Here is a 21368-nt window from a genome sequence, read left to right as displayed (position 1 = left end):
CCTTGGCTGCGGCGACGGCCTCGGCGAGGCGGTGCTGGGGACCTCCTCGCCAGACGTGGCAGATGGCCAGGGCGAGGGCGTCGGCGGCGTCGGCGGGTCTGGGCATCTCGGTGAGGCGCAGCAGCCGGGTCACCATGGCGCCGATCTGCTTCTTGTCTGCGGTGCCGCTGCCGGTGATGGCGGCCTTGACCTCCGACGGGGTGTGCAGGGCGACGGGCAGCCCGCGCCGGGCGGCGCACAGGACCGCGATGCCGGCGGCCTGGGCGGTGCCCATGACGGTGCGGACGTTGTGCTGGCTGAAGACCCGCTCGACCGCCACGGCGTCGGGCCGCACCTCGTCGAGCCAGCGCTCGATGCCGGCCTCGATGCCCACCAGCCGGGCGCCCAGCTCCTCGTCGGCGCCCGTGCGGACCACGCCGACGGCGACCAGCGCCAGCGGCGCGCCGGGGCGGCCCTCGACCGCGCCCACACCGCATCGGGTCAGCCCCGGATCGACGCCCAGCACCCGCACTCGCCCGCCTCCGCCCGTGCCCGGCCGGCCCTCCGGCCGGCCGGCGTCGTGCCTGTCGCCACCGGACGGCTCCGGCGGCGGCGCGACACCGGGGTCGCGCCGAACAGGTGTTCGGCACGAGACTCTACCCCGGCCGGACGGACCACGCATCGCGAAACGCCCCGGGCCTCGGGGGTTTCGCCGGGAGGTGGCCCGGCGAGCGGCGTTCCGCCGGTGTCAGAAGTAGTCCAGCATGTACGGCCGGGCGGCGAAGGCCGAGTCGAGGGCCTCGTCGTGGCGGTCGTCGCCGGACAGGAGGCCGCCGAGGCGCAGGGTGGCCGTGGGGATGCCGGCGTACAGGGCCGAGAAGCCGTTGATCGTGAGCCTGGGGCTCCCGGAGGGGTCGGCGGGCACCGGAGTCGCGGCGCCGGTCGCCATGCCGTCAGTGGCCGGTGTGGCGGCCTCCAGGAGGGTCGCCGCGCCGTCGCCCCCGGAGACCTGGAGCCGCCAGCGGCCGGTGTTGCCGGGCCGCAGCGGATCGGTCACCTCGACCGTCGCGTCGAGGGCGACTCCGGCCGGGTAGCCCCTGCGGGCCACGGCCGCCGCCAGGTCCACCACCCGGAACATCCACCTGATGTCCGTGACCTTGTCCTTGGAGCGCTCGCGGGTCAGCCACAGCACCGGGTCGTCCGGCGCGAGGGGCGCGGTGACGTGCTCGGCGATCGAGGACGAGGAGCCGACCATCGACCACAGCGCGCGGGCGGTCGCCTCGGAGCCGGCGACGAGGTTGACGACGCGGATGTCGTCGCCGTCCCACTGGTAGACCAGGTAGCCGTCCTCGGCCAGGTAGAGGAAGTCGTCCTCCTCGGCCAGCCACAGCGCCCAGGTGCGCTCGTCCCACGAGACGGGTCCGGAGGCGCGGGCGGCGCCGTGGACGCGGTGCAGGACGGAGACGACGTCGGCGGCGTCGGCGGGGCCCATCCGGCGCAGCTTCACCGGGGCGGTGGGCCGGATGGAGCGCAGTGCCTCGGCGCGCAGGGTCGTCAGGTGCTGGGCGCCTGCGTGCTCGTAGCCCGCCGCGCGGTAGATGGGGGTGGTGGCCGGATACAGCGCCGAGACGGCGTCGCCCAGCTCGGCGGCCCGCTCGACGACGGCGCGCATGAGCCGGGTGCCGACGCCCCTGCCGCGGTACTCGGGGTTGACCGTGACCCCGGCGACGCCGGCCATCGGCTGGGGCCTGCCGTGCCACCACTGGGTGAATGCCCGGACGCGGGCGCTGGCGGCCAGGCGGTCGCCGTCGAGCACGCCGAGGTAGCGGCCTTCGGCCATCACGGGGGCGGCCGCCCGCCGCCACCGTTCGGCGTCGGCGGCGGACACCGGGCCGAACGACCGCTTGCGCAGGTCGAGGATGTCGTCGATGTCGTCAGGGGTCAGGTCGCGAATCTCCACAGTCGGACAACCCTATGCAGAAGTCTCCGGGACAGGCGAACGACTTTCGCCTCCCACGGTGAGCGTCAGCCGGTCGAGGTGGAGGATCTGGGCCGTGACCACGGCGAGCAGGGCGATCGCCACGACGGGCAGCGGGGTGGTCAGGGCGACGTCGGCCGCGGCCCTGCCGAACTGGGTGAGCTGGAGCATCTGGACGACGGGGGCGGTGGCCAGCTCGCGGTCGTGGGTGACCAGCAGGGGCCACAGGACGTCCTGGGCGTTGACCAGGGTGACCGCGCCGGTCAGGACCCCGGCCATGGGCAGCGACGGCAGGACCACCCCGCTGAGGAGGTCGCGGTCGGTCCGCTCGGCCAGCCCCTTGCACAGCAGGGTGAGCACGAACAGCGCCGGGACGCTGACGAGGAACGGCTGGACGAGCACGAGGAACGTGTCGAGCAGGCGCATGCCGCGGAAGTTGCTCCAACCGGCGACGCTGAGCGGGCCGACGCCGACGAACAGCCAGGGGGCGAACGGCAGCAGCAGCCACTCGCTGCGGCGGCCGAGCGGGCGCAGGCCGCCGATGCCGAGGGCGGCGAGGTAGGCGGTGCCCACGGAGATCACGGCGCCGATGAGGGCGGGCACCCAGGTGTTGACGTGGGTGCGCAGCCCGGCGCCCGTGGAGGTGGCGGGCTCGGTGAGGGCGGACAGCCAGGGCCAGGTGAGCACGAGGGTGACGGCGACGGCGACCACCAGGGCGGCCACGCCCAACGCGACCGCGACCGGCGAACCGGCCTTGGCGGCGCCGCCGGTCCTGGCGACACTGCCGGCCGTGGCGACACTGCCGGTCTTCGCGATGCCGCCGGACTTCGCGATGCCGCTGATCTCGCGTGGACCGCCGGGCGCCGTGGCGTCGTCGGCGGCGGGCGGGAGGTCCGCCCGGCGCGGGGTGATCGACAGGCGCATGCGGCTCGCCACCACGACGATCGCCGCGGCCACCCCCAGGAGGCCCAGGACGACCCCGGTGACCGTGGCCACCGCGGCGCCCATGCCGGGCTGGGCGGCGACGAACCCGTAGTCGTACTGCAGCCCGGCGAGCGTGCGGGTGGCGCCGCGCGGACCGCCGCGCGTCAGCGCGACGCCGATGGTGAACGCCTGCAGCCCGGCCGCCGGTATCGCGAGGGCGACGACGCCCGCCACCGCCAGGACGGCCCGGCCGGGGGCGCCGCCGCGCAGCGCCGGCAGGAACGCCGTCACCGCCAGGGCGCACACCACGCCGAAGGTCGCGGCGGCGACGATCAGCCGCAGCGCGCCGGGCGCGGTGGCGGGGTCGCCGAGTGACCTCGCCAGCGACGTCAGGCCCGGCTCGTCGGCCCGCAGCCCGCGCAGCCACGAGGCGGCCACGGCGGTGGGCGAGAACACGATCAGCGACAGCCACAGCACGACGGCGCCGGCCCGCCGCACGAGGCCGCCCGCCCGGTCGAGGGCGAGGGCCAGCAGCGGCCCGGCGACCAGGGCGACGAGCAGCGGCAGCAGCACCAGGGACAGCGAGAAGCCCAGCGCGGCCCAGTAAGGGCCGTCCGCGCCGAGGACGCGGTCGTAGTTGGCGAGACCCGCGGGGGTGCTGGGCGTCAGGGCCCCGCCCGATTCGAAGCTGAGCAGGACCGTCTGGACGCTGGGGAGCACCAGGGAGATCAGCGTGCCCGCGGCGGCGGGCATGAGGAGCAGCCAGCCCAGCGGGGGGGACGGGGGTCGAGGAGGGATGGGGGAGATCACGTCGCCCGACCCTACGCGGCCTGCCGCCGCCCTGCCACGGAACAACCATCTGTTGCCGTGGCGTGTCGCCTCAGGCGTCGAGCTTCTCCATGACCTCGTCGGAGACGTCGAAGTTGGCCCAGACGTTCTGCACGTCGTCGCTGTCCTCCAGGGCCTCGACGAGCCGGAACACCTTGCGGGCGCCGTCCTCGTCGAGCGGCACGCTCATCGTGGGCAGGAAGCTGGACTCGGCCGAGTCGTAGTCGATGCCCGCGTCCTGCAGCGCCTTGCGCACCGGCACCAGGTCGCCTGCCTCGCAGACGACCTCGAAGCCGTCGCCGAGGTCGTTGACCTCCTCGGCGCCCGCGTCGAGGACGGCCATGAGCACGGTGTCCTCGTCGAGGCCGTTCTTCGGCACGATGACGACGCCCTTGCGGTTGAACATGTAGGACACCGAGCCGGGGTCGGCCAGCGACCCGCCGTTGCGGGTCAGCGCGACGCGCACCTCGGAGGCGGCGCGGTTGCGGTTGTCGGTGAGGCACTCGATGAGCACGGCGACGCCGCCCGGCGCGTAGCCCTCGTACATGATGGTCTGGTAGTCGGCGCCGCCGGCCTCCAGGCCGCCGCCCCGCTTGCGCGCCCGCTCGATGTTGTCGTTGGGCACGGAGTTCTTCTTGGCCTTGTAGATGGCGTCGAAGAGGGTGGGGTTGGCATCGGGGTCGGGGCCACCGGTCCTGGCCGCCACTTCGATGTTCTTGATGAGCTTCGCGAACAACTTGCCGCGCTTGGCGTCGAGCGCGGCCTTCTTGTGCTTCGTCGTCGCCCATTTGGAGTGGCCGGACATTACCTAGAGCTCCCTCAGCATGTCTACGAAGTAACGGTGCACGCGCGTGTCCCCGGTCAGCTCGGGGTGGAACGAGGTCGCGAGCAGTGGCCCTTGGCGGACCGCGACGATCCTATCCCCAGGCTCGGCCCTGCCCAGCACTTCGACGTCCGCGCCGACGGACTCGACCCAGGGAGCGCGGATGAACACGGCGTGCACCCGCTCTCCCGCGAAGTCGAGGTCGGACTCGAAGGAGTCGACCTGGCGGCCGAAGGCGTTGCGCCTGACGACCATGTCGATGCCGCCGACGGTCTGCTGGCCGGCGATGCCGTCCTCGATCCGGTCGGCCAGCATGATCATGCCGGCGCAGGAGCCGTAGGCGGGCATGCCCTCCTTGACGCGCATCCGCAGGGGCTGGAGCAGCTCGAAGGTCTCGGCGAGCTTCCACATGGTGGTCGACTCGCCGCCGGGGATGACGAGCCCGTCGACGGCCTCCAGCTCGGCCGGCCGGCGCACGGGGACGGCCGTCGCGCCGGCCTCCTGGAGCATGCGCGCGTGCTCGCGCACGTCTCCCTGGAGCGCGAGTACACCGATCGTGGGCACGGTGATCCTTCCGTTCTGGTGCCGGGGTCGCCGACCATTCAACACCAGAACAGCACGGAGTCTTCCTTCAGGTGCCCGGGTGACGTGGAGGTGAACGTCAGGGGCGCTCGGTCTCCAGGCGGACGGTGTCCTCGGCCGTGATGCCGGGCAGGGCGCGCAGCGCGGGGTCGAGCGGGCGCAGGTAGGTCTGCTGGACGCCCGGCACTCGGTCCTCGATGACGTACGTGGCCCGGGTGTGGACGCCGGAGCCGGGCGTCCGCACGTGGGGCACCACCTTGAAGTCGGCGGTGAGCCGGTCGCGGTCGATGGTGGTCAGGACGTAGCCGCGCTGGTTGTTGTAGAACCTCAGGTGCGGGTTGATCTTGAGGAACGGGTGCGTCGCCGGGTCGGAGTCGGCGCCGTCGCCGCCGGTCGTGATGGACGTGGTGACCAGCTCGGAGCCGACCGTGGGGCCCGTCGGGTCGTCGTAGTCGAGCTTGAGGTCGGCGGCCCAGTGGGCGTGCACGTCGCCGGTGAGCACGACGGGGTTGCGCACGCCGGCGTCCATCCAGCCCTGGGTGATGCGGCGGCGGGAGGCGACGTAGCCGTCCCAGGCGTCCTGGCTGGTGACCTTGACGGGTCCGGCGTTGTTGTCGCGCTGGGCGAAGAACACCTGCTGGCCGAGGATGTCCCACTGGGCCCGGGAATGGCGGAAGCCGTCGAGCAGCCACGCCTCCTGCTCGGCCCCGGTGATGGACCGGGCCGGGTCGACGGCGGCGGGGCAGTCGCGGTAGCCGTCGCCGCAGCCCTGGTCGTCGCGGTACTGGCGGGTGTCGAGCATGTGGAAGGTGGCCATCCTGCCCCACCTGACGCGCCGGTAGAGCTGCATGTCGATGCCGCGCGGGATGGAGGTGCGGCGCAGCGGCATGTTCTCGTAGTAGGCCCGGAAGGCGGCCTCGCGGCGGGACAGGAAGTTCGGCTGCGGCACCTGGGGCTTCTCGGGCACCTCGTCGGCCCAGTTGTTGTCGAGCTCGTGGTCGTCCCAGACGACCAGCCACGGCGCGGCGGCGTGCGCGGCCTGCAGGTCGGGGTCGGTCTTGTACTGGGCGTGACGCTGGCGGTAGCCGGCGAGGGTCTCGGTCTCCGGGCCCTCGTGGTGGCGGACGTTGCCGCCGGGGATGGTGTAGGTGTCCCGGGTGTACTCGTACTGGTAGTCGCCGAGATGGAGCACCAGGTCGGGGTGCTCCTCGGCGAGCCTGCGGTAGGAGGTGAAGTGGCCGTGCTCGTACTGGGCGCAGGAGACGAACGCCATCGACAGCGCCCCGCCGTACGACAGGGGGTGCGGCGCGGTCCTGGCCCGGCCCAGGGGCGACAGGTACGGGCCGACGCGGAAGCGGTACCAGTAGTCGCGGTCGGAGCTCAGGCCGTCCACCTCGACGTGCACGCTGTGGCCCCACTCGGGGGCGGCGACGGCCACCCCGGCGCGCACCACACGGCGGGCGCGCTCGTCGGCGTACACCTGCCACTGGACGGGGAACGGGCGCTGCGGCATGCCGCCGAGGCCGTCCTCGGCGAGCGGCTGCTGGGCGAGCCGGGTCCAGAGCACGAAGCCGCCGTGGTCGGGGTCGCCGGAGGCGACGCCGAGCGTGAACGGGTCGGTGCGCAGGCCGCGCGCGGCGAGGCTGTGCGCGGTCTCGGCGGCGGGATCGGCGGGGCCACTGGTGGCGCCGGGGGTGGGCTCGGCCTGTGCCGCCGTGGCGGGCAGGGCCGCGGCGGCGCCGGCTGCCAGCCCGGTGACGAGGAAGTGCCGCCGGTTGAACTGGGACATGGGGGGCTCCTGGGGCGTAGGGAGAGTCGTCCCGTAGCCTGACGGAGTTTCATGACCGGCCCGTGAATATCATTCGACACGAAAAAGGCGACATCCTTGGCGGATGTCGCCCTTGTCGGTGTTTTTCGCCAGAAGGCGTGCCTGCTACCAGCCCCGCTCGGCGAGGCGGTGCGGCTGCGGGATCTCGTCGACGTTGATGCCGACCATGGCCTCGCCCAGCCCGCGGGAGACCTTGGCGATCACGTCGGGGTCGTCGTGGAAGGTGGTGGCCTTGACGATGGCGGCGGCCCGCTTGGCGGGGTCGCCCGACTTGAAGATGCCCGAGCCGACGAAGACGCCCTCGGCGCCGAGCTGCATCATCATCGCGGCGTCGGCCGGGGTGGCGATGCCGCCGGCGGTGAAGAGCACGACGGGCAGCTTGCCGGTCCTGGCCACCTCGGCGACCAGCTCGTACGGAGCCTGCAGCTCCTTGGCGGCGACGTACAGCTCGTCCTCGGGCAGCGAGGTGAGCCGCTTGAGCTCGCCGCGGATGGTGCGCATGTGCGTGACGGCGTTGGAGACGTCGCCGGTGCCGGCCTCACCCTTGGAGCGGATCATGGCCGCGCCCTCGGTGATGCGGCGCAGGGCCTCGCCGAGGTTGGTGGCGCCGCACACGAACGGCACGGTGAACTGCCACTTGTCGATGTGGTTGGCGTAGTCGGCCGGGGTGAGCACCTCGGACTCGTCGATGTAGTCGACGCCGAGCGACTGGAGCACCTGGGCCTCGACGAAGTGGCCGATGCGGGCCTTGGCCATGACGGGGATGGAGACGGCGTTGACGATGCCGTCGATCATGTCGGGGTCGCTCATCCGCGAGACGCCGCCCTGCGCGCGGATGTCGGCGGGCACGCGCTCCAGGGCCATGACGGCGACGGCGCCGGCGTCTTCGGCGATCTTGGCCTGGTCGGGGGTGACGACGTCCATGATGACGCCGCCCTTGAGCATCTCGGCCATGCCGCGCTTGACTCGGGCCGTACCGGTGACGGCGCCCGGCGCGGGGGCGGTGGTGGACGGGGCTTCGGGCGTGCTGCTGGACACGGTCTTCCTCACGAACTCATCGGCCTCATCGGTCGAGCCCGCCGCACCCGCGCCCCCGTCGCGTGGCGGACGTCGTCGCGCGCACGTGCGGGTGGCCGGTCCGGCTGCCTCTCCTCCGGCATGCTGTCAGTTATCAACCCCATGGTAGGTCCTGAGCGACCTCGCCCCCGACATACCACGATGTCATGATTTTCTGGCATTTTTGTACGTCACGGCGTGACGGGTGTGCGGCTGGCCAGCGCCACCCAGACCTGGCCGGGCGCGAAGTTCATCGGCTCGCCGCTCGGGGTGGTGAACGTGGTGCCGCTCTCCTCCGACTCGCGCTCCCAGCGGGCCTTGTAGGCCTTGCCGTCACGCAGCACGATCGCCGAGCCCTTGCCGACGGTGCGCACGAGCGGCGTGTAGCTCTGGTTCTTGTCGTGGAACTGGGAGCGCTCGGTCCGGGTGTACTGGACCACGACGGTGGGCGCGCCCAGCTGGCCGCCCTCGGCGGCCATGTCCTTCTTGCCGTCCTGCCAGATGAGCCACTGCTTCTTCGCCTCCGACCAGGTGAAGGTGAAGCGCGCGGCGGGCCACCGGACCGTGTACGACCTGCGCTCGACGCCGCCCTCGGCCGGGGCGTCGCCGAAGGTGAAGCCGATGTCCTTGGCCTTGCTCGCCTTGGGCGCCTTGGCCAGCAGCTGCTTGGTGTTGGCGAACAGGTTGTACGGGGCGACGCGGCCCGGCTGACGGAAGTAGGCGCCCGGGGCGCGGCTGTCGGAGACGTCGAAGAGCGACGCCTGCGCGATCAGCGGCAGCATCTTGGTCTGCGCGCCGGAGTAGGCGAAGGCCGGCTTGCCGAACTGCGGGGCGAGGTGCAGGTCGGAGACGCGGGCGCTGCGGACGGGGCCGATCTTGGCCGGGATCTTGGACGAGAAGACCGCGATCAACCGGGTCAGGCCCGCCTCGACCTGGGTGACGTAGACGATGTCCGCGCTCTTGAGCCCGAGCTGCGGCTTGCCCGCCGCGGTGTTCTCGATCTTCGCGGTGAGCACCGGCCTGAGCGGCGCCCCGGGCTCGCCGGTGAACGGGTGGGGCTCGCCGGCCGGGGTCTGCTCCTCGGCGGGAGTGGTGGGCGCCGCCGTCGCGGCCTGGGGAGCCTGGCCGGCGGCCGGCTCGTCCGACGAGCACGCCGCCGCGGGCAGCAGCACGGACGCTCCGGCAAGCGTCACGGCGATCATCCGGGGTAGGCGCACCTGCACAACTCCTCCGCGTTCAGCCCAGAAACGGAAGAAGCTTACCGGCCTGACCAAATGCGGTCATTCTGGAGCCATAGCCGCTGGTGGGTCGTCGTCGATCTCGAAGAAGCTCGGGTACTCCGTGTGGCCGGCCAGGCGCAGCGTACGGGCCAGCCAGCGCCGCTGAGCCGTCCGGGTGACGCCCACGGCGTTGTTGTAGAAGCGGCGGGAGTAGACGACCTTGGCCACCGCCGCGTCCAGCTCCTCCAGCAGGTCCTCGCCGCCCGGCGCCTCGGCCAGCTTCTCGCGGAAGCGTCCCTGGTCCACGGCGGCGCGCAGGGCGCGTGACAGGTCGCTCTCGGCGTGCTCGCGCTCCTCCGGCCCGGCCATCCTGGCCTCGTGGGCCGCCGCGGCGAGGACCAGCGAGGTCGCCGGGTCGAGCAGGCGGGAGCCGGCGAGTTCGAGCACCACGGCCCGGCGCCGCATCAGGGCGGCCTCCAGCGACTCGCGGGCCAGCTCCAGGCGGATGTGCAGCCGGTCGAGCCGGCCGGCCCGCCAGGAGATGTAGACGGCCAGGAGCACCATGACGATGCCCACGACCAGGACGATCAGGGTGGAGGTCACCGGGCCCCCTCCGGCCGCGCCGTGCCGCCGTGCCTCACAGGTCCTCCTCCACCCGGCCGGCGCCGCCGGCGGTCACCGTCTCGTAGACCCGGACCACGTCGCGCGCCACCGTCGACCAGTCGTACTTGCGGACCGCGACCAGCGCCTCCGCGGCCAGCTTGGCCCGCCGTTCGGGCGCGTCGAGCAGGGCGGCCGCCTCCCGCGCCAGCGAGGCGGCGTCGCCGTTGGCGAACAGCGCGCCGGCCTGGCCCTCGCCGAGGACCTTGCGGAAGGCGGGGATGTCGCTGGCCAGCACGGTCGCGCCGGAGGCCATGGCCTCGGCCAGCACGATGCCGAAGCTCTCGCCCCGGGTGTTGGGCGCGCAGAACACGTCGACCGAGTGGTAGGCGCGGATCTTATCGGCCTCGCTCACCATGCCGAGCACGGTGACGCGGGTGTGGAGCTCCCTGGGCACCCGGTCGTAGACGTCCTTGGCGTCACCGGGACCGGCGATCAGCAGTTTCAGGCCGGGCCGGTCGGGGGCGAGCCGGGTGAAGGCGTCGAGCAGGATGGGCAGGCCCTTGCGCTCCTCGTCCATGCGGCCGAGGAAGCCGAGCGTCGCCCCGTCGGGCCCCCAGCCGTCGAGCGGCTCGGCCTCGGCGTAGCGGGCCACGGTCACGCCGTTGGGGATGAGCACGGTGTCGCCGCCGAACTGCTCGACCAGGCTCTTGCGCGCGGCGTCGGAGACCGCGATGCGCCCGCTCAGCTTCTCCAGGGCGCTGCGCAGCAGCGGCTCGGCGACCGCGATGGCCCGCGAGCGCACCCACGAGGCGTGGAAGGTCGCCACGATCGGGCCCCGCGCGGCCCAGCAGGCGAGCACGCCCAGGCTCGGCACCAGCGGCTCGTGGATGTGCAGCACCTCGAAGTCGCCGTCGCGCACCCAGCGCCGCACGCGGGCCGCCGACAGGAAGCCGAACGACATGCGCGCCACCGACCCGTTGTACGGCACGGGCACGGCCCGCCCGGCCCCCACCACGTACGGGGGAAGCTCGTCGTCGTCGGCGGCGGGCGCGATCACCGACACGTCGTGGCCCTGCGCCATCAGCGCCTGGGCCAGGTCGTCGATGTGCTGCTTGACCCCGCCGGGCATGTCCCAGGAGTAGGGGCAGACGATGCCGACCTTCATCGGGGCAGGTCCTCCAGCCAGAGCCGCTGCAGCATGTGCCAGTCCTCGGGGTGCTCGGTGATGCCCTTCTCGAAGACGTGGCTCAGGCCCTGCGCCATGGCGGCCACCTTCTCCTGCCGGCTGCCGCCCTCGGGGACCGGGATCTCCTCGTGGATCTCGATGCCCCAGTCGTCGCCCGCGAAGTAGACGGTCGCCGGCAGCAGGGCCGCGCCGGTCTGCACGGCCAGCAGCGCCGGGCCGGCCGGCATCTTGGTCCGGGCGCCGAAGAAGTCGACCTCGACGCCGCTCCTGGTCAGGTCGCGCTCGGCGGGCAGGCAGACGACCCCGCCCCGCCGTACGCGCATGGCCAGGGCGGCGAAGGTGTGCCCGTCGCCGCCGGTGAGCGGCAGCACCTCCATGCCGAGCCCTTCGCGGAAGGCGACGTAGCGGCGGAAGAGCGCCTCCGGTCGCAGGCGTTCGGCCACGGTGGCGAACGGGTGGCCGACGGCGACCAGCCAGGCGCCGGCGGCGTCCCAGTTGCCCATGTGCGGCAGCGCCAGCACCACTCCCCTGCCGGAGGCGACGGTGTCGTGGATCAGCTCCGCGCCGCGCACCCGGGTGCGCCGGACGATCTCCTCGGGCGGCACGGACGGCAGCCGGAAGATCTCCTCGAAGTAGCGGAAGTAGGAGCGCATGCCGGCCCTGGACAGCTCCCGCAGCTCGGCCGAGCCCGGGTCGAGGCCGGTCACCCGCGCCAGGTTGGACTCCAGGCGGCGCACCGACTTGCCGCGCCGCGTCCACAGCCGGTCGGCGGCCAGGCGGAACGCCCCCCGGGTGAGCCGGGGCGGCAGCAGGGGCACCAGCTTCCAGCCTGCCGCGAACCCCGCCGCGACGGCGCGATCGGTGACGGACGGCTTGTCGCTCATCGCTCCCTCGTCTGCCGATGGACATGGACCACGCGCTGCACCACCGTGACAGCGCTGGCCGCCGCGAGCAACCACATCCCCGCGGGCAGCACGTACGGCACGCCGAGCCCGGCGAGGAAGGTGGCCACCAGCGCCACGACGAGCCGCTCGGGCCGTTCGGCCAGGCCCACGTCGCAGGTGAGGCCGAGCCCCTCGGCCCTGGCCTTGGCGTAGGACACCACAGCGCCCGCCACCAGGCAGAACATCGCGACCGCGGCCATCAGCACATCGTCACGGGAGATGAAATAAAGGATAAGCCCGGCGAAGATCGCCGCGTCGGCGACCCGGTCCAGCGTGGAGTCGAGGAACGCCCCCCAGGTGCTGCCGCCCTTGCCGCCGAGGCGGGCGACCACCCCGTCGAGCAGGTCGAACAGCACGAAGACCGTGATGACGACGACGCCCGCGGCCAGCAGTCCCAGCGGGAAGAAGACCAGGGCCGACACGACCGTGCCGAGGGTGCCGACCGCCGTGACGGCGTTGGGGCCGATGCCGCGGCGGACCAGGGCCCTGCCGAGCGGGGTGAGTATCCGGGTCATGGCCGGGCGCAGGAGTTTGAGCATCGCGGTCCGATCGTAGGCCATCCCGCGCCCGGCGACTTTCTTTGCCTCCGCCCCCTTGTGATATCCGCCACACGGGTATTTGGTGAACACACCGCGTCCATGCGGTGTCCACGTGGATCTGTGCACGTATGTACGGATTCGTGTGGGTTCATGCGGGTCCTGTGCGGCCCTGTGCACCCTCCGCGCGGGCGCGGCGCTGGAACCTCAACCTGTCCCACGAGGAGCGGAGGCGTTGTGGCGGAGAAGAACCCCGGTGGGGCCATGGGAGCCGCGGGCAGGGCACCAGCGGCCGACAGGGCGGACGCGATACGCAATGTCGTGCTGGTCGGCCATTCGGGAGCGGGCAAGACCACCCTCCTCGAGCACCTGCTGGCCGCCACCGGAACCATCCAGCGGCCGGGGCGGGTGGAGGACGGCAACACGGTCAGCGACTTCGACGAGGTGGAGGTGCGGCAGCAGCGCTCGGTCAACCTCGCGCTGGCCCCGCTGGTCCACAACGACATCAAGATCAATCTTCTCGACACCCCCGGCTACGCCGACTTCGTGGGCGACCTGCGCGCCGGGCTGCGCGCCGCCGACGCCGCCCTGTTCGTGGTGTCGGCCGCCGAAGGCATCGACGGGCTCACCCGGCTGCTCTGGGAGGAGTGCGCCCAGGTCGGCATGCCCCGCGCCGTCGTCATCACCAAGATCGACCACCAGCGAGCCGACTTCGACGAGGTGCTCGCCTCCTGCCAGGCCGCCTTCGGCGACGGCGTCGCACCCCTCTACCTCCCGGTCGTCACCAACGGCAACGTCAACGGCCTCATCGGGCTGCTGTCGCAGAAGTTCTTCAACTACGCCACCGGCACCCGTACGGAGAAGGAGCCGGGAGCCGAGTACGAGGCGCGGATCGAGGAGTACCGCGGGCCCCTCATCGAGGGCATCATCCAGGAGAGCGAGGACGAGTCGCTCATGGACCGCTACCTCCAGGGCGACCCGATCGACACCAAGGTGCTCATCGACGACCTGGAGAAGGCGGTGGCGCGCGGCAGCTTCTACCCGGTGCTGTGCACCGGGACGGGCGCCGGGCACGGCATCGGCACCCTGGAGGTGCTGGAGCTGATCACGCAGGGCTTCCCGTCGCCGCTCGAACACCCCATGCCCGAGATCACCACCCTCGACGGCAAGCCGGTCGACGGCATCGCCTGCGACCCCGACGGCCCCCTGGTGGCGGAGGTCGTCAAGACCACCAGCGACCCGTACGTGGGCCGCATCAGCCTGGTCCGGGTGTTCTCCGGGACGCTGCGCCCCGACATGACCGTGCACGTCTCCGGGCACGGCCTCGCCGACCGCGGCCACGAGGACCACGACGTCGACGAGCGCATCGGCACGCTGACCTGCCCACTGGGCAAGCAGCAGCGGCCCGCCGCCAAGGGCGTGGCCGGCGACATCGTGGCGGTGGCCAAGCTGTCGCGCGCCGAGACCGGCGACACGCTGTCGGAGGTGGACCGGCCGCTGCTGATGACCGCCTGGACGATGCCCGACCCGCTGCTGCCGGTGGCCATCCGGGCCAGGTCCAAGGCCGACGAGGACAAGCTGTCGCAGGCGCTGGGCCGGCTGGTCGCCGAGGACCCGACGCTGCGCCTGGAGAACAACGCCGAGACCCGCCAGCTCGTGCTGTGGTGCATGGGCGAGGCCCACACCGACGTGCTGCTCGACCGGCTCGCCAAACGCCATGGCGTCGAGGTGGAGCGGGTCGAGCTGCGGGTGCCGCTGCGCGAGACGTTCGGCGGCCGGTGCCAGGCGATGGGCCGCAACGTCAAGCAGACCGGCGGGCACGGCCAGTACGCCATCTGCCACATCGAGGTGGAGCCGCTGCCGTCCGGCGGCGGCTTCGAGTTCGTGGACAAGATCGTCGGCGGGGTGGTGCCCCGCCAGTTCATCCCGTCCGTCGAGAAGGGCGTACGGGCCCAGATGGAGCGCGGCGTGGTCGCCGGCTACCCGATGGTCGACGTCCGGGTGACGCTCTACGACGGCAAGGCGCACTCGGTCGACTCCTCCGACATGGCCTTCCAGATCGCCGGCCAGCTCGCGCTCAAGGAGGCCGCGGCCAAGGTGCCGACGCTGCTGCTGGAGCCGGTGGACGAGCTGTCGGTGCTGGTGGCCGACGAGTACGTGGGGTCGGTGATGTCCGACCTGTCGTCGCGGCGCGGGCGGGTGCTCGGCACCGAGCCGGTGGGCACCGGCCGCACCCTGGTCAAGGCCGAGGTCCCGCAGCTGGAGATCACGAGGTACGCCATCGACCTGCGGTCCATGTCGCACGGCACCGGATCCTTCCACCGTTCCTTCCTGCGCTACGAGCCGCTGCCGTCGCACCTGGCGGGCAAGCTGGCCGCCGCCGAATGACCCGGCGGGGTGCCGGGAGCGGCTCTCCCGGCACCCTGTGCCAACTTCACGCAAGTATCACGAACCGATTTCTTTTTTCTGGTCGGAGCACGTCAGGGGCGGTGTCACACTGGGGGCATTATGCGTACCGGACGCCCTCTGCTCGCCGCCGCCACCCTGGCCGTCCTCACCACCGGCGCCGCCTTCCTGTTCGGCCCCGGAGGCGCTGAGACACCGGCCTCGGGATCCACGACCAAGAAGCCGGCCGCGCCCGCGACCGCCGCCACGGAGTGCGTCGCCGACGCGCGCCACCCGAAGCGGCAGCTGCGCGGCGTCTGGATCGCCACGGTCAAGAACATCGACTGGCCCTCCCGCACCGGCCTGGCCGTCGCCCGGCAGAAGGCCGAATACGTCAAGATCCTCGACGCGGCCGTCAAGCGCCGGCTCAACGCCGTCTTCGTGCAGGTGCGCCCGGCCTCCGACGCGCTGTACAAGTCGTCGCTGGAGCCGTGGTCGGAATACCTGACCGGCACGCCGGGCAAGGACCCGGGCTGGGACCCGCTGCCGTTCCTCGTCGCCGAGGCGCACAAGCGGGGGCTGGAGTTCCACGCCTGGTTCAACCCCTACCGCGCCGCCCACGACACCGACCTGTCGCGGCTGCCCGCCTCGCACCCGGCGCGGCGCAACCCCGGCTGGATCGTGCGATACGGCGACCGGCTCTACTACAACCCCGGCCTGCCGCAGGTGCGCGAGCACGTCACCAAGGTCGTCACCGACGTGGCGCAGCGCTACGACGTCGACGGCGTCCACTTCGACGACTACTTCTACCCCTATCCCGAGCCCGGCCGCACGTTCGACGACCGGGCCGCCTTCGCCAAGTACGGCAAGGGCAAGAGCCTGGCCGCCTGGCGGCGCTCCAACGTCAACACGCTGATCGCCCAGGTCGACAAGGCCGTCCACGCGGCCAAGGGGCACGTCAAGTTCGGCGTCAGCCCGTTCGGCATCTGGCGCAACAAGGCCCAGGACCCGAGCGGCTCGGCCACCTCGGGCATGTCGGCCTACGACGCCATCCACGCCGACGCGCGCGCCTGGATCAAGGCCGGCACGGTCGACTACGTGATGCCGCAGCTCTACTGGCCGCGCGGGTTCCGGGCGGCCGACTACCGCGCGCTGGCCCCGTGGTGGGCCGGCGAGGTCGAGGGCGGCGACGTCCACCTCTACATCGGCCAGGCCCTCTACCGGGTCGGCGCCACCGACGACCCGGCGTGGACCAAGGCGGGCGAGCTGTCCGCGCACCTGACGCTCAACCGCAAGCACGAGCAGGTCGACGGCGACGTCTACTTCAGCGCCAAGAACCTCGTGGCCAACCCGCTGGGCGCCATGGACCGCGTCGTCAAGGAGCACTACTCCCGCCCGGCGCTGCTGCCGCTGATGAAGGAGCGCGGCGGCTCGGCCCCGCCCGCGCCCGCCGGGGTGAGGTCCGACGGCGCGAAGCTGACCTGGAACGCCACGCCGGGCGCCCGCTCGTACGCGGTCTACCGGCTGCCGAAGTCGGGCGCCGACTGCCACACCACGGACGCACGTGACCTGGTGGCGGTCGTCTCCAGCCCGTCGTTCGGGGCCGTCTCGCCGGGCACCTACCTGGTGACCGCGCTCGACCGGCTGCACCACGAGAGCAAGCCGGCCACGGTCAAGGTCGGCTGACCTGCGGCCGTCCTGGCCGTCCTCGCCGTCTGGGGCGTCCGGGGCGTCCAGGAGCCTCCGGGAGCGTCCTGGCCGTCCGGGCTCGTCCCGGCCGGGCGGTCGCGGTCAGTCCCAGGCGTCGGCGAGCAGGGCGCGGGTGTCGCGCAGGAGCTGCGGCAGCACCTTCGTCCGCGCCACCACCGGCATGAAGTTGGTGTCGCCGCCCCACCGGGGCACCACGTGCTGGTGCAGATGGGCGGCGATGCCGGCGCCGGCCACCTGGCCGAGGTTCATGCCGACGTTGAAGCCCTGGGCGCCGCTCGCCTTGCGCAGCGCCCGCAGCGAACGCTGGGTGAACTCGCCCAGCTCCGTCACCTCGGCCTGGTCGAGCTCGTCGTAACCGGAGACGTGGCGGTAGGGGACGACCATGAGGTGGCCGGAGTTGTAGGGGTAGAGGTTGAGCACCGCGTACACGTGCTCGCCCCGGGCGACGATCAGGCCGTCCTCGTCGCTCATCCTGGGGATGGCGTCGAACGGGCAGCCGTCGTCGGGCCCGGTGCCCGTCGGCTTGCCCTCGCCTTTGATGTAGGCCATGCGATGCGGGGTCCACAGCCGCTGGAAGTCGTCGGGCTCCCCTGCTCCTGCCTGATCGTGCATATCTAGCAGCATAGAGCCGGGTGTCCGGCCGCGACGACGGCGAGCGCCCCGTCGCCCGTCCCGCCCGCCCGCACGTCGTCCGCACGTCGTCCGCACGTCGTCCGCACGGTCGTCCGGGCGGAAAACGTGCCCCAACTTTGACCCGACGCCGCCGGGCGGGGTCGCGGTGCCGCGAGGTCGCCGGTGCAGCATGGCAGCGGGGACCAGCGGGCACGGGGAGGCGCGATGGCGGAGGCGGAGGGCGAGATGTCGTCCCTTCTGGAGGAGGCCGCCGCGCGCCGCGCCGCGCCCGGCCGGGCGCTCGTGCGGGACGCCGGCCTGATCGTCGGCGCGGCGCTCGACATGGCGGCGCGGTTCCGGCGCGACGGCAGGCTGCTCGCCTTCGGCGCCGGGGCGTCCGCGGCCGACGCGGGGCACCTGGCGGTCGAGTTCACCCATCCGGTGATCGTCGGCAAGCGCGCCCTGCCGGCGATCTCGCTGGCCAACGACGCCTCGGCGGTGAGCGGCATCGCGGTGTCACGCGGATACGGCGCCGTGTTCAGCACGCAGCTGCGGATGCTCGGCCGGCCGGAGGACATCGCGGTCGGCTTCGCCGTGGAGGACCGGTGCGGCGACGTGCTGGGCGCGTTCGCGGCGGCCCGCCAGCTCGGCATGCTGACGATCGCCCTGGTGGACGGCGCGCTCATGGACCGGACCCTGGTGGACGGGACACTCGTGGACCACGTGCTCGACGCGCGGTCCGGCGACCCCCGGATCGCCGGGGAGGCGCACATGACGACCTACCACCTGCTGTGGGAGCTGGTCCACGTCTTCCTCGACGACCCCGCCCCGCTCGACGGGCCCGGCACGGCGGCGTCCGGCTGCGCGGCCGACGCCACCTGCGTCACCTGCGCGGACACGGCGGTCCCGGTGCACGTCACCGAGCTGCGGCCGGGCGGCCTCGCCCTGGTCGACACGGGCGGCGGGACCGAGGAGGTCAGCGTGGCGCTGATCGAGGCGCGGGTCGGCGACACGGTGCTGGTGCACGCCGGAGAGGCCATCGCGGTGCTCGGCGGTGACGCCCCGTGACCGGCGCCCTCTACCCGTTCGCGGCGGCGGGCGGCGACACGACCCGCGAGGAACTCGTCATGTCCACCGCGGCCAAGGCCGCGGAGAGCGTCGAGCTGCGCCTGCGGGTGCTCGAACGGCTGGGCCCGTCGCTGGCCGCCTGCGCGCGGGCGATGGCGACCGCGTTCCGGGCCGGCGGCACGCTGCTGGCGTTCGGCAACGGCGGCAGCAGCACCGACGCCCAGTCCGTGGCGCAGCTCTTCCTGACGCCCGGCCGGGGCGGGCGGAGACTGCCGGCGATCTCGCTGACCGGCGACTCCGCGCTGCTGACGGCCCTGGCCAACGACGTGCACTTCGACGTGGTCTTCGCCCGGCAGCTGACCGCCCTCGGGCGGCGCGGCGACATCGCCCTGGCCCTGTCGACCAGCGGCGGCTCGGCCAACGTCCTGCGGGGGCTGGAAGCGGCCCGGCGCGCGGGCCTGGTGACCGTGGGCTTCGCGGGTTCGGGCGGTGGGCGAATGGCCGCGGAGCGACTCGCCGACCACCTGTTCGTCGTCCCGTCGTCGTCGGTGCACCGCATCCAGGAGGCTCAGGCCACGCTCTGCCACGTGCTGTGGGAACTGGTGCATCAGGCGCTGGCCGGCGCCGAGGCGGGCGGGGTGCAAGCAGGCGGGGAAGAAGCGAGCGACGGCGGGCTGGGAGCGGGCGGGGTTGGAGCGGACGGGGTAGGAGCGGGCGGGGCATGAACGGGCCGGTCCGGTCGCGGATCCGGGTCGAGGGGATCGTCCAGGGTGTCGGCTTCCGGCCGTTCGTGCACGCGCTGGCCACCCGGTACGGCCTGACCGGGCTGGTCGGCAACGACGCCGGCGGGGTCTTCATCGAGGCTGAGGGCCCGGCGACGGCGGTCGGCGCGCTGGTCGAGGCGGTCCGCCACCGGGCGCCCGCCCTGGCCGTCGTCGAGCGGGTCAGCGTGACACCGGTGCCGCCGACCGGCGCCCGCGGGTTCGAGATCGTGCCCAGCGTGGCCGGCCAGGCGACGCGGGCCGTCGTCCCCGCCGACGTCGCAACGTGCGCGGACTGCCTGGCGGAGCTGTTCGACCCGGCCGACCGCCGCCACCTGTACCCGTTCGTCAACTGCACGAACTGCGGGCCCCGGTTCACGATCGTCACGGCCGTCCCGTACGACAGGGCCGTGACGACGATGGCCGGGTTCGCCATGTGCGCCGCGTGCGAGCGGGAGTACCGCGACCCGCGCGACCGGCGCTTCCACGCCCAGCCGACCTGCTGCCCGGACTGCGGCCCGGCACTCGCGCTGACCGCTCCGGACGGGACGGCGGTGCCCGGAGATCCCGTCACGGAGGCGGCGACGCTGCTCGCGGCCGGGGCCGTGGTGGCGGTGAAGGGGCTCGGCGGCTACCATCTGGCCGTCGACGCGGCCGACGAGGCGGCCGTCGCGACGTTGCGGGCCCGCAAGGGGCGGCCGGACAAGGCGTTCGCCGTGCTGGCGCCGGACCTGCCGGCCGTCCGCGAGCTGTGCGAGGCCGGCGAGGACGCGGCCGGGCTGCTGACCGGCCCGCGCGCACCCATCGTGCTGCTGCCCCGCCTCCGGGGGGCGCCGGTGGCGCCTTCGGTGGCACCTGACAGCGGTGAGCTGGGCGTGCTGCTGCCGTACACGCCGCTGCACCACCTGCTCGCCCGCCGCCTCGCCCGGCCGTACGTGCTGACCAGCGGCAACGTGTCCGACGAGCCGATCGCCTACGACGACACCGACGCCCGGCGGCGGCTGGGCGGGATCGCCGACGCCTTCCTGTCCCACGACCGGCCGATCCGGGCGCCCGCCGACGACTCCGTCGTGCGGATGTTCCGCGGCGCGGCGCTGCCCGTCCGGCGGGCACGCGGGTACACGCCCGAGCCGTTCACGCTCCCATGGCCCGTCCGGCGCCCGGTGCTCGCCTGCGGGGCGGCGCAGAAGAGCACGTTCTGCCTGGCCAGGGGGCGGCACGCGGTCGTCTCGCAGCACCTCGGCGACCTGGAGAGCTACCGGACGCTGCGCGCGTTCGGCACGGAGATCGGCCGCTGGCGGCGGCTGTTCGGCATCGAGCCCGCCGTCGTCGCGCACGACCTGCATCCGGAGTACCTGTCGACGAAGTACGCCCTCGCGCTCGACGGCGTGGAGCATGCCGGCGTGCAGCACCACCACGCCCACATCGCCTCGTGCCTGGCCGACAACGGCGAGCCGGGGCCGGTCATCGGGGTGGCGTTCGACGGGACCGGGTACGGCGACGACGGCACGATCTGGGGCGGCGAGCTGCTGGTGGCCGACCTCGCCGGCTACGACCGGGCCGGGCATCTGGAGCAGGTGCGGATGCCGGGCGGCGTCACGGCGATCCGTCAGCCCTGGCGGATGGCGGCCGCCTGGCTGCACGCCGCGGCCGTGCCCCCGGCGGGCCTCGACGTGGCCCGCCGGAACGCCGCCGCCTGGCCCGCGGTGTCGGCGCTCGCCGCCGCCGGCGGCCTGGCCGCGCCCGTCACGTCGAGCGCCGGGCGGCTGTTCGACGCGGTGGCCGCGCTGCTCGGCGTCCGTGACACGGTGACGTACGAGGGGCAGGCCGCGATGGGCCTGGAGCTGCGGGTGGACAGGGACGTCCGCGACGGCTACCCGGTGACCGTGACGGGACCGTCGCCGGTCGTCATCCGGAGCACCGACCTGGTGCGGGCCGTGGCCGAGGACCTGCGGCGGGGCGTGCCGGCCGGGGTGATCGCGGCCCGGTTCCACCACGGGCTGGCCGGTGCGGTCGCGGCGGCGGTCGGCCTCGTCGCCGGCGCCACGGGCCTCGGCACGGTGGCCCTGTCGGGTGGCGTGTTCGCCAACACGGTGCTGCTCGGCGGCGTGGACGACCGGCTGCGCCGTGACGGGTTCCGGGTGCTGACGCACCGGCGCGTCCCGTGCAACGACGGCGGCATCAGTCTCGGCCAGGCCGTCGTGGCCGCCGCCCGCGACTGATCGCGAACGGCCCCGCCCGCGCCGCCCTTGCGGCCCGGCACGCCGCCCCGGCGACGCCCGCACACCGCCCGCGCGACGCCCGCACGCCTCCGCGCCGTCAGCAGGTCTGCGAGCCGTGCGGAC

General features: G+C 73.3%; 17 protein-coding genes and 1 pseudogene. 5 read left to right on the top strand and 13 right to left on the bottom strand.

Annotation, left to right across the window (positions count from 1 at the left end; genetic code table 11):
* Nucleotides 1–16: 16 nt before the first annotated feature.
* The 12 genes and pseudogenes from ruvC to pgsA all read right to left on the bottom strand — a co-directional run.
* Nucleotides 17–511 (bottom strand): annotated as a pseudogene (gene ruvC, locus CXR44_RS11205) (crossover junction endodeoxyribonuclease RuvC); the annotation flags it as partial.
* 216 nt (nt 512–727) lie between these two features.
* Nucleotides 728–1939, bottom strand: a complete 1212-nt coding sequence (locus tag CXR44_RS11200; RefSeq protein WP_245899064.1) for a GNAT family N-acetyltransferase — start codon at nt 1937–1939, stop codon at nt 728–730.
* A 12-nt stretch (nt 1940–1951) separates the two neighbouring features.
* Nucleotides 1952–3691 carry a sugar ABC transporter permease gene (locus CXR44_RS11195; protein WP_144069926.1) on the bottom strand — a complete coding sequence of 580 codons (1740 nt, stop codon included), beginning with the start codon at nt 3689–3691 and terminating at the stop codon, nt 1952–1954.
* Between the two features lie 70 nt (nt 3692–3761).
* Nucleotides 3762–4514 (bottom strand): YebC/PmpR family DNA-binding transcriptional regulator, encoded by a 753-nt coding sequence (locus CXR44_RS11190; protein WP_101785184.1) that lies wholly within the window; start codon nt 4512–4514, stop codon nt 3762–3764.
* Nucleotides 4515–4517: 3 nt separating this feature from the next.
* Entirely contained in the window at nt 4518–5096 is a 579-nt protein-coding gene (gene pdxT / locus CXR44_RS11185) for a pyridoxal 5'-phosphate synthase glutaminase subunit PdxT (protein ID WP_144069925.1), read from the bottom strand.
* Nucleotides 5097–5193: 97 nt separating this feature from the next.
* The gene (locus tag CXR44_RS11180) at nt 5194–6903 is read right to left on the bottom strand and encodes an alkaline phosphatase D family protein (RefSeq protein WP_101785182.1); all 1710 of its coding nucleotides are present in this window, start codon (nt 6901–6903) and stop codon (nt 5194–5196) included.
* A gap of 144 nt (nt 6904–7047) precedes the next feature.
* Nucleotides 7048–7980, bottom strand: coding sequence for a pyridoxal 5'-phosphate synthase lyase subunit PdxS (gene pdxS / locus CXR44_RS11175; protein WP_101785442.1), 933 nt, complete (start codon nt 7978–7980; stop codon nt 7048–7050).
* 209 nt (nt 7981–8189) lie between these two features.
* Nucleotides 8190–9215 (bottom strand): DUF3048 domain-containing protein, encoded by a 1026-nt coding sequence (locus CXR44_RS11170; protein ID WP_245899063.1) that lies wholly within the window; start codon nt 9213–9215, stop codon nt 8190–8192.
* A 63-nt stretch (nt 9216–9278) separates the two neighbouring features.
* Entirely contained in the window at nt 9279–9821 is a 543-nt protein-coding gene (locus CXR44_RS11165; RefSeq protein ID WP_101785178.1) for a hypothetical protein, read from the bottom strand.
* Nucleotides 9822–9855: 34 nt separating this feature from the next.
* Nucleotides 9856–10986, bottom strand: coding sequence for a glycosyltransferase family 4 protein (locus tag CXR44_RS11160; RefSeq protein WP_101785176.1), 1131 nt, complete (start codon nt 10984–10986; stop codon nt 9856–9858).
* On the bottom strand, nt 10983–11891 hold the full coding sequence (locus CXR44_RS11155; protein WP_101785174.1) for a phosphatidylinositol mannoside acyltransferase: 909 nt from the start codon (nt 11889–11891) through the stop codon (nt 10983–10985). Before CXR44_RS11155 ends, CXR44_RS11160 begins: the two co-directional genes overlap by 4 nt.
* Nucleotides 11888–12490, bottom strand: a complete 603-nt coding sequence (pgsA, locus tag CXR44_RS11150; protein WP_180903308.1) for a phosphatidylinositol phosphate synthase — start codon at nt 12488–12490, stop codon at nt 11888–11890. The genes CXR44_RS11155 and pgsA overlap by 4 nt, the downstream gene beginning before the upstream one ends.
* A 234-nt stretch (nt 12491–12724) precedes the next feature.
* Here pgsA and CXR44_RS11145 point away from each other — a divergent pair, with 234 nt between their 5' ends.
* Nucleotides 12725–14875 carry an elongation factor G-like protein EF-G2 gene (locus CXR44_RS11145; RefSeq protein WP_180903307.1) on the top strand — a complete coding sequence of 717 codons (2151 nt, stop codon included), beginning with the start codon at nt 12725–12727 and terminating at the stop codon, nt 14873–14875.
* A gap of 120 nt (nt 14876–14995) precedes the next feature.
* Nucleotides 14996–16558, top strand: a complete 1563-nt coding sequence (locus CXR44_RS11140) for a glycoside hydrolase family 10-like protein (RefSeq protein ID WP_101785171.1) — start codon at nt 14996–14998, stop codon at nt 16556–16558.
* Between the two features lie 105 nt (nt 16559–16663).
* On the opposite strand, the gene CXR44_RS11135 is transcribed toward CXR44_RS11140, so the two are convergent.
* Entirely contained in the window at nt 16664–17194 is a 531-nt protein-coding gene (locus CXR44_RS11135; protein WP_342748537.1) for an HIT family protein, read from the bottom strand.
* 225 nt (nt 17195–17419) lie between these two features.
* Between CXR44_RS11135 and CXR44_RS11130 the strand changes: the two genes are divergently transcribed.
* Genes CXR44_RS11130 through hypF form a run of 3 tightly spaced genes read left to right on the top strand, consistent with a single transcriptional unit; the run spans nt 17420 to nt 21245 of the window.
* Nucleotides 17420–18262: a HypC/HybG/HupF family hydrogenase formation chaperone gene (locus CXR44_RS11130; RefSeq protein WP_101785167.1), complete on the top strand. Its 843-nt coding sequence runs from the start codon at nt 17420–17422 to the stop codon at nt 18260–18262.
* Nucleotides 18259–18987, top strand: a complete 729-nt coding sequence (locus CXR44_RS11125) for a D-sedoheptulose-7-phosphate isomerase (protein ID WP_245899062.1) — start codon at nt 18259–18261, stop codon at nt 18985–18987. Before CXR44_RS11130 ends, CXR44_RS11125 begins: the two co-directional genes overlap by 4 nt.
* Nucleotides 18984–21245 (top strand): carbamoyltransferase HypF, encoded by a 2262-nt coding sequence (hypF, locus tag CXR44_RS11120; protein WP_101785165.1) that lies wholly within the window; start codon nt 18984–18986, stop codon nt 21243–21245. Before CXR44_RS11125 ends, hypF begins: the two co-directional genes overlap by 4 nt.
* Nucleotides 21246–21368: the final 123 nt, after the last annotated feature.

Source organism: Nonomuraea indica, from assembly GCF_002850745.1.
Taxonomy (GTDB): Bacteria; Actinomycetota; Actinomycetes; order Streptosporangiales; family Streptosporangiaceae; genus Nonomuraea; species Nonomuraea indica.
The sequence above is the reverse complement of the archived record's forward strand: the minus strand, read 5'-3'. Positions and strand labels throughout refer to the sequence as shown.